The following is a 14161-nucleotide window of genomic DNA, read 5'->3' as shown; positions in this document are numbered from 1 at the left end:
TGGAGGTGCAGTTTTTTGGCTGTTACATACGAACTTATTAAACGCTGCTCAAAAACAGGCGCGCGGGCAGGGCGGTTATACACGCCACATGGTGTATTTGATACGCCTATTTTTATGCCTGTAGGCACACAGGCTACCGTTAAAGCTATGTCGCCTGATGAACTTAAAGCCATGGGAGCAGGTATCATATTAAGTAATACGTACCATTTATATTTACGCCCAGGTCATGATTTAGTGGCAGAGGCCGGGGGCCTTCATAAGTTTATGCAGTGGGACCGCGGAATTTTGACAGATAGTGGTGGCTTTCAGGTTTTCAGCCTGGGGCCGCTGCGCAAAATTACGGAGGACGGAGTCACTTTCCGGTCACATATTGACGGTTCTAAGCATTTTTTATCGCCTGAAAAAGCCACAGAAGTGCAAATGGCCTTAGGCTCTGATATTATTATGGCGTTTGATGAGTGTGTTCCCTTTCCTGCTGATCATGAATATGCCCGTGAATCAACCGAACGGACGACCCGGTGGGCTGAACGCTGTCGAGAGGCCCACACCCGCAACGACCAGGCCTTGTTTGGTATTGTTCAAGGTGGCATGTACAAAGATCTTAGAGCCATGAGTGCAAAAGATCTTGTTTCTTTGGATTTTCCAGGTTATGCGATCGGCGGTCTCAGTGTGGGTGAACCTAAGACGCTTATGTATGAAATGCTGGAACATACAGTGCCCTTATTACCTGAAAACAAACCGCGCTATTTAATGGGGGTGGGTACGCCCGATTGTCTCGTGGAAGGTGTTATGCGCGGTATTGACATGTTTGATTGCGTTTTTCCGACAAGGGTTGCCCGCAATGGAACGGTCATGACTACTCATGGGCGCCTTGTTGTTAAAAACGCCGAATTTGCCCGTGATTTTCGTCCTATTGATCCGGAATGTGGTTGTTACGCCTGCAAGAATTTTTCCCGGGCTTATATTCGGCATTTACTGAAAACGGAAGAAATTTTCGGGCTGCGTTTGACGACTACTCACAATCTTCATTTTTTACTAAACTTTATGCGGGAAATGCGAAACTCTATTCTTGAAGACCGTTTTTTAGCTTTCCAAGAGGAGTTTTGGGCTCATTACCGTAAATAATAAGAGGAATTGCGGTAAAAATGTGGAATATACTGCTATGACAACAGGAGGTGATCAATAGATGCCAGAGCTTTCACCCGAAATAATGCAAATGATTCAGGCTTCATGGCCAATTGTATTAATGGGCGTAATTTTTTATTTTTTACTGTACCGTCCGCAAAAGAAAGAACAACAGCGCCGCCAACAACTTTTGGATAACTTGAAAAAAGGCGAAAAAATTGTTACCATTGGCGGAATGTACGGAACGATTACAGCATTAAATGAAAAAACCGTTACCCTTAGAATTGCCGATAAAGTAGAAGTTACCGTAGCCCGTTCTGCTGTCAGCCATAATCAAAATCAGCAGAAAGATTAATTAGTCAACTGCTCAGACTATACGCAATGCTCAAACCGCCTATACCCTGGTGAGGTACAGGCGGCTTTGCCGTGATTGATCGATAAGAATGAATTGTAAGGAGGGGAACCATCATGGAGGTCAATAAAGACGCCAAACAAGAATTGCGTAAGAATATTTTGGCTGTTCGGCGGTCAATGAGCAAGGAGGCAGTTGCTGCCGGCAGTTCCAGACTCGCTGAACATATACGCACTTGGCCGGTTTATCAGGCAGCGAAAAATATTATGCTTTATCTGGCAATGCCTGATGAACCTCATCTGGATAAAGTGATATCCCACGCGCTGGCTGCAGGCAAAACACTCTGTGTACCATTTATGCATGCGACGCGGGGGCTAATGGACGCGGCTGTTATCAAAAATCTTGATGACCTGGTGGTAGGTCAATTTAATCTTCTAACTCCTAATCCGGCAACTTTGAAGCTTTTGGAACCGCGTGAACTGGATCTTATTATTGTTCCCGGCGTGGCTTTCGATAAAGCGGGCAGACGTCTGGGGATGGGCGCCGGCTATTATGACCGGTTTTTGCCGAAAGCCACTAAAGCCGAACTGATCGGCGCGGCCTGGGCTGCACAAATCCTTGAGAAAGTACCGACTGACGAACATGACCGGCCAGTCAATTATTTAGTTACTGAAGAAGGCATATTTACGCGCAGGTAAGGGAAAATGTAAATAGTTACATTTTGCCTTTACGCTGTCAAATGATATAGCTGCTAGACGGGTAAAGGCTAATTTTGAAAAACGGAGGATTAGCCCGATGTCAGTAGCTGCTATTGAACAACCAATCACTATCGCACAAATTAAAGCAGATCACGAAGTGAACGTTTATTTAACCCGCAGTACCCAATATCTTGGTAATCTTGGTTTTACCGAACATGGACTTAGACATGCCGGAATTGTTTCGGCGTTAGCTTATAAGGTTTTGCAGGAACTCAATTATCCGGCACGGGATTGTGAATTGGCGGCGATAGCCGGCTATCTGCACGATATTGCCAATATGATTAACCGCTATAATCACGGAGGTTCCGGGGCCGTTATGGTTTTTAACATTTTGACTCGGATGGGGATGCCACCGGAAGAGGTTGCCTTAGTAATATCAGCCATCGGCAATCATGAGGAAGAGCGAGGCAATGCTGTTAATCATGTAGCTGCGGCACTGATTTTAGCCGATAAATCAGATGTGCACCGCGCACGGGTAACGAATCGTGATTTTGCCAAGTTTGAAATCCATGACAGGGTAAATTATGCCGCGGAATGCAGCAAATTACTGGTTGATAAGGTATCGCGTACGGTAACGCTTTCCGTTACGATTGATACTAAAATTTGTCCTGTCATGGAATATTTTGAGATTTTTTTACTGCGCATGGTTATGTGTCGGCGTGCAGCCGAATTTTTAAATTGTCAATTTAAACTGGCAATTAATAATTATGACTTACTATAGCCATAAAACGTATATTCAAGATTGGGGGACAAATTCTTGAGGTGGGATAATTTCACCAAATTTTTGGTGGTCGTGTTAGCAATTCTCGTTGTTGCCGGCTTTTACATGAGACCGCTGGCATTATCCATTAAACAGGGACTCGATTTGCAGGGGGGAACCCATGTCGTTCTGGAGGCTTCCGATACTGCTGAGACCCAGGTTAATGATGATGCGATGCAGCGGGTAGTTAGTATTCTCGAACGACGTATCAATGAGTTAGGGCTTACAGAGCCAATTGTCCAACGCCAGGGAGAACGGCGGGTCATTGTCGAACTGCCGGGTGTAAAGGATCCTGAAAAGGCGATTGAGATGCTTGGAAGAACAGCGTTAATGGAGTTTCAGGACGAAAGCGGCGCTGTTGTCTTGACAGGGAAAGATTTAAAAGATGCCAGAGCGCAAGCGGATCAAGGCGGTCAAAAACTGGTCGCTCTTGAATTTACCAGTGAAGGCGCTAAAAAATTCGCCGATCTGACTGCCAGAAGTGTCGGTAAGCATATTGGCATACTGTTGGATAAGCAAATGTTAACAAATCCGGTAGTCAATGAACCAATCCCCAATGGCAAAGCGGTAATTACCGGCAACCGGTCGATGGAGGAAGCTGAGCGGCTGGCCATCCTGCTTAGATCCGGTGCTTTGCCGGTGAAGCTTGATGTTCTGGAAACAAGAACGGTTGGACCGACCCTGGGGGAAGATTCCAAGGCCAAAAGCATGCAGGCTTTTACGCTTGGCATTGCTGCTATTGTTGTTTTTATGTTGCTTTTTTACCGCGTTCCCGGTTTTATTGCCAATATTGCCTTGATTTTATTTGTGCTGCTGTTGCTGTTCAGTTTAAAAATGCTTAATGCTACATTGACACTGCCGGGCATTGCCGGTATTATTCTGTCAATGGGTATGGCGGTTGATGCCAATGTGCTTATCTTTGAACGCTTTAAAGAAGAATACCGGAACGGCAAAACCTTGCGGGCGGCGATGGATGCCGGTTTTAGCAGGGCTTTTGCCACTATCTTTGATTCCAATATAACAACCCTGATTGCCGCGGCTGTCCTGTTTTTCCTGGGAACAGGCACGGTTAAAGGTTTTGCCGTTACTTTAGCATTAGGGATCGTTTTAAGTATGTTTACTGCCATTACGGTGACACGCTTTATGCTCAAAATGTTGATACAGGCTAACGTGTTTAAACACAGCAAGCTGTTCGGGGCTTAGGGGGGAAAAACATGAAATTTGATATTGTTGGTAAACGCTATTGGTGGTTTTTACTCTCAGCGCTCGTCCTAATCCCCGGCATCATATCCATGGCGACACAAGGGTTTAATTTAGGAATTGACTTTACTGGCGGTACGCTCATCGATCTGAAGTTTGCCCAGCCGGTGGCGGTAGGCGAGATTAGAGACGTACTTAAAGATTATCAGTTGGAAGGCAGTACCATTCAGTTAGCTTTGACCGCTCAGGGAGATCGCTCAAATAATGTATTTATCCGGACCCATGTGCTTAACGAAGATGAACGCCGTGATGTGCTCAAGGGTTTTGAAACTAAACTAGGAAGTTTTGACGTTTTAAGAGTTGAAAAGGTCGGTGCCGTGATTGGGGCCGAATTGACCAGGCAGGCAATTTGGGCATTATTAGTATCCTGGGTGCTGATGATTGCTTACATCACTTATCGGTTTGAATATCGTTTCGCGATTGCTGGCATTGCCGCCCTTGTACATGATATATTCGTTGTTCTTGGTATATTCTCTATACTCCAAAAGGAAATTGACGCTACTTTTGTAGCCGCATTATTGACGATTGTCGGTTATTCGATTAACGATACGATCGTTATATTTGACCGGATTAGAGAAAATTTAAAAACATATAAGAAGAGCGAAGGTCTTGCCGAACTTGTCAATCGCAGTATCTGGCAGACGATGACCCGTTCGATATACACCGTACTCACAGTAGCTTTTGCAACTGTCGCCCTGTATGTATTTGGCGGGGAGACAACCAAGAACTTTTCGCTGGCTTTGCTGATTGGTTTTGCCAGCGGTGCTTATTCATCGATATTTAACGCCAGCCAAATTTGGGTTACATGGCGGGAACATGACGAGAAACGTCGCACAGAACAACGAATCAAAGGTGCCAAATAATTTTTAGCCTGAAGCAAAACTGCTTCAGGCTTTTTTGCACAATTAAGCTACTATGGCAATATCATATAAGCAAGCAGGGGGGCGATGACATGGGAGTTATTCTACCGGCATTATCACTGGCGATTGTTCACATTGCCGGTGATAACGTAGCTGTTGTTCCGGCAATGGCTTCATTGATCGGTAAGGGAATTTACCCTACAGTGTTCCTGGCTTATATGATATTTGGCTCCGCTGTAGCAGGGGTGTCGGCATGGATCGGTGTAAAGAGCGGGCGCGAACTGACAACCGTAGTTAAACGACTGTTTGGATCACGCGGCAAATTACTGCTGGCGGTGGTTGTATTGGCCGTGTCACTGCCGGCCAGTGCATTAACCGGTGGTTATTTTGCAGGCCATCTATTGCAAAATCTGGCTGGGATACCATATAGTTGGAGTGTTCCGGTTTGTGTATTTTTATGTTGTGCATTATCTGCCGGCTATGGTCAGGAATTTCTTAGGATATCCAATTATCTTGCTTTATTGCTCATCCCGGCAACAGGCATCATGGCGGTGATGTTATTTTCTACCGTCCCGGTTTTTGAGCTTGATAACCTGTTTTCTTTACAGCCTATCAGCTGGCCGCTGGTACTTGCGCTTATTGGTTATAATGCGGGCGGCATGCGGTCGGCACTGGTAGTAGAAGCGGGCACCTATCTTTCCAATAAAAATTGTGCCGGAGTGTATCTTGTAATACTGGCAAAATGTTTTGAAGGATTGTTTACCTTATTTTTAGCCCATATAGTTCTTATTACCGGAGCTTATGGATTTATGCCTCTGTCCATGGTTGCCAATCGAATGTTTTGTTCATGGCTTGCTGCCGGTTTTAATAGTGTATTGCTATGTATTTTAGTGAATACAATGGTTCCAGCCATGTTGGTCAACGCCAAACAGCTCAGTATAGTTACAAAGTCCAATTTTAAGTCAGCCTTGTTACTGGCAGGATTATTGGTGTGGTGCGGCAGTTTTATCCACTTAGAGTTTCTTCTCATGATTATGAGCGCTACAGGTCTTTTTATGATTTTTTTTATTGGGTGTGTTGCTTACTTTTTACATAAACAGGAAGATAACCAGTCACAATAACAACATTAATAAGTTTATATTAAGTGAAACGGGGTAAAGTACGTTTGTTAGTTGAATTTTTAACCACATTGTTGATGATGATCGGGCTTTTTTGTACGGTTTCAGTTAAGCTACCTGGTACCCTGCTTATTTTACTGGCAGTTGCTTTTTATGGTACGGCAACTGAATTTGTTAGTTTTTCTTCCCGGTCTGTCGGTTTATTACTCTTCATTTCAATAGTAAGTGAGCTGGGTGGAAGAATATTACAGAGTTATTGGCTTGCCAAATTTCCAGTTACACGTGAGTTTAGTGTTAACAGTGCGGTCTGTCATTTAGGCGGTATGCTGGTATGTGATTTATTGCTTGGTGCTAATCTGGGCTTTGTGGTGTGGGAAATGATTGCCGGTAAGACATTTATTCCACAGAGTGATACTGTTATTCAAGTACTGCTGCGATTAGCAGGAGTTGCTGTTTTCCGATTCATGTGCGGGTTTATTATGATTGTCATTATCCACATGTCTATTTTTCTATAACAGGTATTGCTATTTTTACAGGCATTGGCCTGTTTTTGTTATATTATCAGAAAGGTTAATCTTTCTGATAATAAGTAAGAACGCCTATACCCCCTAAAGGGGTACAGGCGATTTCTGCCGGCGTCCTGATGGACTTGGCACAAGCCAAGTCTTTTCTTATATTTGTAAGTTTATTCGAGGATATTGTTCCATTTTAAAGGAATCTTGATCTTTTTGCGAGAATAATATTCAGATATGTCTTTAGCGATTATTTAACGATCATAGGGCAAATATATTTAGAAAAAATAGGATAAATGAGGATAATTCCGGGTAAAGTTGCAAAAATTTGAACTGTATACTACAATTATCTAGTACGTCGTTACGGAGGGCTGTAATCTTTATTATGGCAAGACTGAAAAAAACATGGAGATTGTTTCCGGCTAAACGCGAACTGGCAAATGAGCTTAGCCGGAAACTTAATATCTCAAGATATATTGCACAGGTATTAATCAATCGCGGTATTACTAGCGAACAGGCAGCGTATGAATTTCTCTATGCCGATACGAAAAATATGATTGATCCCTATTTATTAAAAGGGATGAAAAAGGCTGTTGCACGAATTGCCCAGGCTGTTGAGAGACAGGAGAAAATTACAATTTACGGGGATTATGATGTAGATGGCATTACCGCCTGTGCCGTTCTTTATAAAACAATGAAGAGGTTTGGCGCAAATATTGAATTTTATATACCTGACAGGCAGAGTGAAGGATACGGGCTAAATTCAACTGCGTTAAATAGCCTTATACATGCGGGAACAAAACTTGTTATTACCGTTGACTGTGGTATTAGTGCTGTAAAGGAAATTGCGGCAGTGCTCGGGCAGCTTGATGTCATTATAACCGACCATCATCAGCCCCCTGCCGAACTGCCTGGGGCTCTGGCAATCATTAATCCTAAACAGCCAGGATGTTTATGTCCGGATAAAAATTTGGCGGGAGTTGGCGTTGCTTTTAAATTATGCCAAGGCTTATGGCAGCATTACCATGGAGCTGAAGGCCAATTTTTTGACTATCTGGATATTGTGGCTATTGGCACAGTGGCTGATATTGTGCCACTCACCGGAGAAAATCGGGCTTTGGTGAAAGCCGGTCTGAAACGGTTGCCCATGACGGAGAATTTAGGCTTAAAAGCCTTGTTGGCAATATGCGGTTTAGCTAATAAGGCCATTGATAGTGGCAATATTGGTTTTGTTATTGCGCCGCGTCTTAACGCTGTAGGACGTGTCAGTCAAGCCACCGCAGGGGTAGAATTGTTAATAACCAATGACTATCAGCGTGCCCAGGAACTGGCACAGTTGTTGAATGAGGAGAATTTAGCCCGGCAAAATATTGAAAAAATGATTTTGGCTAAAGCGGAAAAACAATTAGAAGCAATTGATTTACATACAACTAAAGTATTGGTATTAGCCGGGGAAGAATGGCATTCGGGCGTCATTGGTATTGTGGCTTCTAGGCTGGTGGACAAATATTATAAACCGGTAATTATGATTAGTCTGTGTGATGGAATAGGCAAAGGGTCTTGCCGCAGCATACCTGCCTTTGACATATATATGGCGCTAAATCATTGCTCTGATCTGTTAACCCAGTTCGGTGGTCATCGTCAGGCCGCGGGTCTAGTGGTACCAGCGGAAAATATACAGGCGTTGCGTCAGCGATTGAATGATCTTGCGGCGAGTACCCTGTCGGCAACAGATTATGTACCTGTCCTTACTATTGATTCTGTGATATGTCTGGAGGAAATTGGCGCTCCCTTTGTTGAACAAATGGCCTGCCTGGAACCATATGGCTTCGGTAATCCAAGCCCGGTATTTGCCTGCCGGGACGTAGCCCTGGGGGAAAAAAGATGTATCGGGCAGCAGAGCCGCCATCTGAAACTCAAACTAAAAAACAATGGGGTGAAGGATGTAATTGCCTGGAACATGGGGGAATTGTCCAACAACCTTACCTGCGACGAAAATATTGATTTAGCATTTGTGCCTAAATTTAATGAGTGGCAGGGACAAAAAAATTTGCAATTGGTCGCTCAGGATATACGACAATCACTTACTAGTCAGACGCAAGCTGCGCTAAATCAAATTGCGCCTGATCGCGATTGCATTGTGCAAGTATATTTACTCCTAAAACAAAGTAATCAATCAGGACAGTATAATTTTTTTCTGAAAAATATCATGGATAAAATTTCCGACAACTATCATACTGTTATATCGGTAAAAGTCCTTGAAACGGTTTTAACTATTTTAAGGGAATTGCACTTAATAACAACCAAAGAAAACCAAGAAAGAGATGAGATTACCATTCAGCTTACTCCTGCACCAACTAAAAAACTGGATCTAATGGATTCGCCTACTTTTCGGAACTGCTTAAAAATGCGTGCTGAGTACTTGGCTGAAAATATTTAGCTTGAGGAGGTTTATTATGAATTTACGGGAAAAAATTCGAAATATACCTGATTTTCCGCAACAGGGTATACAGTTTAAGGATATTACAACGCTGTTAAAAGACGGCAAGGCATTTCGTTTGGCTATTGATATGCTGGCAGCACCGTATAAGGATAAAAATATTGATATAGTTATCGGACCTGAGGCACGTGGCTTTGCTATCGGGGCTCCGGTTGCGTATGTGTTGGAGGCAGGATTTGTGCCCATCCGTAAGCCCGGTAAATTGCCAGCCGAAACAATAAAATACGAGTACTCCTTAGAATATGGCAAAGATGCCTTGGAAATTCATAAAGATGCCATTGAAGCGGGAAGCCGGGTGCTGATTGTGGATGATTTGTTAGCGACAGGTGGAACAACGAGGGCGACAGTTAACATGGTTGAGCAGTTAGGTGGTAGGGTCATTGGCTTGGCTTTTTTAATTGAGTTGTCTTTTTTAAACGGACGCCAGGTAATAGCAGGTTATGATATTACATCCCTGGTCGAGTATTAATCAGCTAAACTATAACATGTAACCTATTTTGTAGCAGCGACAGTGTAAAGAGGGTGAATCATGGGTAACAGCGATGTGCAGGAAACAGCGAAAAAGGAACTAACAATTGCAGATATAATGGCCAAAATTAAAACATATCAGCCTGATGCGCCTTTACAATTAGTTGACAGAGCCTATCAATTTGCTCGTAATGCCCATGATGGTCAACTTAGGGTATCTGGGGAAGAGTATATTTGTCATCCGGTGGAGATTGCTGCTATATTAGCGGATTTGCAAATTGATGCGGTAACGATCAGTGCCAGTTTACTTCATGATGTGGTGGAAGATACAGAAGTTACCCTTGAGGTATTAGAAAAAGAGTTTGGTAAAGAAATCGCTATGCTTGTTGACGGGGTTACTAAATTAAACCGAATTGAGTATAAATCCAAAGAAGAGCAGCAATTAGAAAACTATCGCAAGATGTTTTTGGCGATGGCCAAAGATATCAGGGTGGTACTGATAAAACTTGCGGACAGATTGCATAATATGCGAACTCTCAAGTATATGGCACCGTACAAGCAAGCGGAAATATCCCGGGAAACGTTAGAAATATTTGCCCCTTTGGCACACCGGTTGGGAATTTCCAATATAAAATGGGAATTAGAGGATCTCTCCTTCCGGTTTTTAGAACCGGAAAAATATTATAAACTGGTCGAACAGGTAAAACAAAAACGTAAAGAACGTGAAAAAATAATTACTGATGCGATAGCGCTGATGGCAGAACGGCTTGAGGCTGTCGGCATAGCCGCTGAAATTCAGGGGCGCCCCAAACACTTTTACAGTATTTATAAAAAAATGAAAAAAAATCACAAACAAGATGTCAGCGAAATTTATGATTTGTCTGCTATCCGGATTGTTGTTGATTCAGTAAAAGACTGTTATGGTGCTTTGGGTGTTGTACATACGTTGTGGAAGCCATTACCTGGTAGATTCAAGGATTATATCGCTATGCCTAAATCTAACGGTTATCAGTCTTTGCACACTACTGTTATCGGGCAATCCGGACAACCGCTGGAAATCCAGATTCGTACCTTGGACATGCACCGGATTTCGGAATATGGTATTGCTGCTCACTGGCGCTATAAGGAAGGCAATAAAGGGATCCATAAAGACACTGACCAAAAACTAGCCTGGCTTAGGCAACTATTGGAGTGGCACCGTGATTTACGGGACCCGCGCGAATTTATTGAGACCGTAAAAATGGACGTTTTCGCCGATGAGGTGTTTGTGTTTACCCCCCGGGGTGATGTCATTGATTTGCCTGCCGGGTCGATTCCCATTGATTTTGCTTATCGGATTCATACTGATGTCGGTCACCGGTGTGTGGGCGCTAAAGTTAACGGAAAAATTGTGCCATTAGAATATAAGCTTGCCAATGGCGATATAGTGGAAATAATTACAACTAAACAGGGAAATGGTCCAAGCCGTGACTGGCTGAATGTTGTTGGATCATCAGAAACCCGTAATAAAATCCGTGGCTGGTTTAAAAAAGAAAAACGCGAGGAAAATATCGCCAAAGGCCGGGAAATGATTGAACGTGAAAGTAAGAGACTCGGCTATGAGTGGCGTGAGCTTGTAAAGGGTGACCGGCTAAGCGAGGTTGCCAAAAAATTAAATATTTCCAGCGAAGACGATTTGTATGAAGGTTTGGGTTACGGTGGGGTAACGTTGCACGGAGTGATGACTAAACTGATTGAAGCTCATAAAAAAGAGCTGAAAAGTACGACACCACCTGATGTTTCTGCTATGTTGGCTGAGCTTAAACCCAAACGTCCCAAGAAAAAAACCAGTCATGGCATCTTAGTAAAGGGTGAGTCAGGTCTTATGGTCAGACTGGCACGTTGCTGCAATCCATTGCCCGGTGATGTTATCGTCGGTTATATTACCAGGGGACGGGGGGTGTCGGTACACCGTGCCGATTGCCCCAATATCCTGAATAATTCTGAAGAGTACGAACGCATGATTGAGGTTAACTGGGATATTCCCGGGGACATGCTTTATCGAGTATCTATTGAAATCACCGGAACGGATCGGCATAACTTATTGTCAGATATTATGATGGTGGCAGCAGATGCAAAAATTAACGTGGGTTCTCTAAATGCTCGGGTGCAAAAAAATAAGACTGCCAATATTACTATGGATATCGATATTGCCAATCTCAGTCAACTGGAGCATATAATGAACAAAATGCGTAAGATCCAGGATGTTTATACTGTACGTCGTACCACCCAAACCTTAGGAGGAGTCTAATTGCGTGCTGTTGTTCAATTATCCGACTGTGCCAGCGTTACAGTAGATCAGCAGGAAATATCCAGTATTCAAGCAGGCTTGACGATATTTTTAGGAGTCGGACAAGATGATACTGAGCAAGATGCGAAGTATCTTGCGGAAAAAATTGTAAATTTACGAATTTTTCCTGATGAAGCGGGAAAAATGAATTTATCTCTAAAAGACATAAATGGTGAATTACTGGTAGTATCCCAGTTTACTTTATATGGTGATTGCCGCAAGGGACGCCGTCCAAGTTTTGATACGGCCGCTCCACCGCAAAATGCCATGGCATTATATGAGACTTTTGTACAATTATGCCGCAACATGGGGATACATGTATTTTGCGGACAGTTTCAGACTGAAATGATTGTGCGGTTGACTAATCATGGACCGGTAACTATATTGCTTGACAGTAAACGGCTATTTTAATAGGAGTGTGATTAGGTGAAAATAATTCATTTGGGAGTAGGCCAGCTTGGAACAAATTGCTATATCGCCTATTGCGAGAAAACCTTACAGGCAGGGGTAATTGATCCGGGAGGAAGCCCGGAAGCCATACTGGCAGAGATTAATAAGGCTAAACTTAAAGTAGAGTATATCATTAATACGCATGGTCACGCCGATCATATTGGTGCTAATGATGCGATTCAACAGGCCACTGGTGCCAAGGTTTTAATTCATTATGAAGATGCCGGTATGTTGACAAGTGCGCAGCTTAATCTTTCCATGTATATTGGTGGAGGATTTGTTTGCCAGCCACCTGATCGTTTGCTTAATGATGGCGATATGATATCTATCGGCAATATTGATTTTAAAGTTTTGCATACGCCCGGACACACGCCCGGCGGTATATGCCTTTTGGCTGATGCAGAAAAGGTGCTTTTCGCCGGTGACACCTTATTTGCGGAATCGATTGGCCGGACTGATTTTCCGGGAGGATCTTCCAGTCAACTCATTAATGGCATAAAAAACAAATTGCTGATTTTGGATGATGATATTAAAGTTTTGCCGGGGCATGGGCCAGAAACCAGTATCGGCTGGGAACGTAAGCGGAATCCGTTTATTCAATAATGGATAGAATGATGATCAAATCTCCTGCTGTATTGATTAAAATTGTCATTTTAGTTTTAGCCCTGTATATGCTTAGTCAAATCACCCCGATCTATTTGCCTATTATTGCAGCTGTCATTGTGGCTTTTGTCCTAAATCCTTTTGTGAACGCTATTGTGGACATACCTTTGGGGGCACGGAGACATCATTTGCCGAGAGGGATCGCTATTCTGCTGGTTTTTCTATTAGCGGGCCTGCTTCTTACCCTTGTGACGACATTTGTTCTGCTGCCGTTTATTAATGAATTTAATAAATTTGTTGTTGATTTGCCTAGACTTATAATTAAAATTAGAGATTTGACGCTGTTGATTGAGCAGCAAGCCAATTTAGCTCAGGTACCGGACAATGTTCGCCAACTCATTGTCAACGGACTGGGGGAAGCGGCGTCTTATGCTGTAAGTTTGACGCGTAATGCGCTAAACACAGTATTGGCATTTGCAACCCAAATCGTGGAATTGGTAATTGTTCCTGTGCTGGCTTACTATTTTCTGAAGGATTGGAAAAACCTCAAGGATGAATTCATCGCTCTTTTTCCGCCAACGTTAGAAGTGAAGGTAGTCAATGTCATTGAAGAGATGGCCATAGTCGTCAGTAACTATATTAGGGGTCAAGTGCTGATCAGTGTAATCATGGGGCTTTTAGTGTTTAGCGGCATGTACTTCCTAAGAGTAGATTATCCATTGGTTTTAGGGCTGTTAGCTACCCTCACCGAGACGATTCCGATTATTGGCCCGATTATTGGAGCCATTCCCGCCCTCATGCTTGCTTATTTGGTGTCACCGATACTGGCAACAAAAGTAGCTGCTTTTTACATAATCATTCATCAAATCGAAAACCACATAGTTGTCCCTAATATTATGGGGCATACAATAGACTTGCATCCCACACTGATCATTATCAGTTTGTTGATTGGCGGTCAATTATATGGTATTCCAGGTATGATTTTAGCCGTACCTGTTGCCGCGCTTTTGAAAGTGCTGCTTCGCCACCTTTGGTACCTTGATGATGATAAAAAAGACAGGTGAGA

14 protein-coding genes are annotated in these 14161 nt (G+C 43.2%); all 14 read left to right on the top strand.

The genetic code is table 11. From position 1 onward, the window contains the following. Nucleotides 1-15 precede the first annotated feature (15 nt). Nucleotides 16-1125 (top strand): tRNA guanosine(34) transglycosylase Tgt, encoded by a 1110-nt coding sequence (tgt, locus tag BLR65_RS12970; RefSeq protein ID WP_093794610.1) that lies wholly within the window; start codon nucleotides 16-18, stop codon nucleotides 1123-1125. Nucleotides 1126-1186: 61 nt separating this feature from the next. Next, entirely contained in the window at nucleotides 1187-1480 is a 294-nt protein-coding gene (gene yajC, locus BLR65_RS12965) for a preprotein translocase subunit YajC (RefSeq protein WP_093794609.1), read from the top strand. A 113-nt stretch (nucleotides 1481-1593) separates the two neighbouring features. Further along, a complete protein-coding gene (locus tag BLR65_RS12960) occupies nucleotides 1594-2175 on the top strand; it encodes a 5-formyltetrahydrofolate cyclo-ligase (RefSeq protein WP_093794608.1) in 582 nt (193 codons plus the stop codon). Nucleotides 2176-2272: 97 nt separating this feature from the next. After that, nucleotides 2273-2956: an HD domain-containing protein gene (locus BLR65_RS12955; protein WP_093794607.1), complete on the top strand. Its 684-nt coding sequence runs from the start codon at nucleotides 2273-2275 to the stop codon at nucleotides 2954-2956. Between the two features lie 105 nt (nucleotides 2957-3061). Then, nucleotides 3062-4198 (top strand): protein translocase subunit SecD, encoded by a 1137-nt coding sequence (secD, locus tag BLR65_RS12950; protein WP_093794677.1) that lies wholly within the window; start codon nucleotides 3062-3064, stop codon nucleotides 4196-4198. A gap of 11 nt (nucleotides 4199-4209) precedes the next feature. After that, nucleotides 4210-5118 carry a protein translocase subunit SecF gene (secF, locus tag BLR65_RS12945; RefSeq protein WP_093794606.1) on the top strand — a complete coding sequence of 303 codons (909 nt, stop codon included), beginning with the start codon at nucleotides 4210-4212 and terminating at the stop codon, nucleotides 5116-5118. A gap of 89 nt (nucleotides 5119-5207) precedes the next feature. After that, nucleotides 5208-6236, top strand: a complete 1029-nt coding sequence (locus tag BLR65_RS12940) for a hypothetical protein (RefSeq protein ID WP_093794605.1) — start codon at nucleotides 5208-5210, stop codon at nucleotides 6234-6236. A 44-nt stretch (nucleotides 6237-6280) separates the two neighbouring features. After that, complete coding sequence (locus BLR65_RS12935) at nucleotides 6281-6748, top strand: DUF456 family protein (protein ID WP_093794604.1); 468 nt, start codon at nucleotides 6281-6283, stop codon at nucleotides 6746-6748. Nucleotides 6749-7130: 382 nt separating this feature from the next. Continuing rightward, nucleotides 7131-9185: a single-stranded-DNA-specific exonuclease RecJ gene (gene recJ, locus BLR65_RS12930; RefSeq protein ID WP_093794603.1), complete on the top strand. Its 2055-nt coding sequence runs from the start codon at nucleotides 7131-7133 to the stop codon at nucleotides 9183-9185. Nucleotides 9186-9201: 16 nt separating this feature from the next. After that, nucleotides 9202-9714 carry an adenine phosphoribosyltransferase gene (locus tag BLR65_RS12925; protein WP_093794602.1) on the top strand — a complete coding sequence of 171 codons (513 nt, stop codon included), beginning with the start codon at nucleotides 9202-9204 and terminating at the stop codon, nucleotides 9712-9714. A gap of 60 nt (nucleotides 9715-9774) precedes the next feature. Continuing rightward, on the top strand, nucleotides 9775-12003 hold the full coding sequence (locus BLR65_RS12920) for a RelA/SpoT family protein (protein ID WP_093794601.1): 2229 nt from the start codon (nucleotides 9775-9777) through the stop codon (nucleotides 12001-12003). Next, complete coding sequence (gene dtd / locus BLR65_RS12915; protein ID WP_093794600.1) at nucleotides 12004-12453, top strand: D-aminoacyl-tRNA deacylase; 450 nt, start codon at nucleotides 12004-12006, stop codon at nucleotides 12451-12453. It begins immediately after the preceding gene. A gap of 15 nt (nucleotides 12454-12468) precedes the next feature. After that, complete coding sequence (locus BLR65_RS12910; protein ID WP_093794599.1) at nucleotides 12469-13095, top strand: MBL fold metallo-hydrolase; 627 nt, start codon at nucleotides 12469-12471, stop codon at nucleotides 13093-13095. Then, nucleotides 13095-14159 carry an AI-2E family transporter gene (locus BLR65_RS12905; protein ID WP_245692748.1) on the top strand — a complete coding sequence of 355 codons (1065 nt, stop codon included), beginning with the start codon at nucleotides 13095-13097 and terminating at the stop codon, nucleotides 14157-14159. The genes BLR65_RS12910 and BLR65_RS12905 overlap by 1 nt, the downstream gene beginning before the upstream one ends. Nucleotides 14160-14161: the final 2 nt, after the last annotated feature.

The sequence above is a fragment of the Sporomusa acidovorans genome, assembly GCF_900101845.1.
Classification (GTDB): Bacteria; Bacillota; Negativicutes; order Sporomusales; family Sporomusaceae; genus Sporomusa; species Sporomusa acidovorans.
Note: the sequence above shows the minus strand (reverse complement) of the source record. Positions and strands in the feature narration are given on the sequence as shown.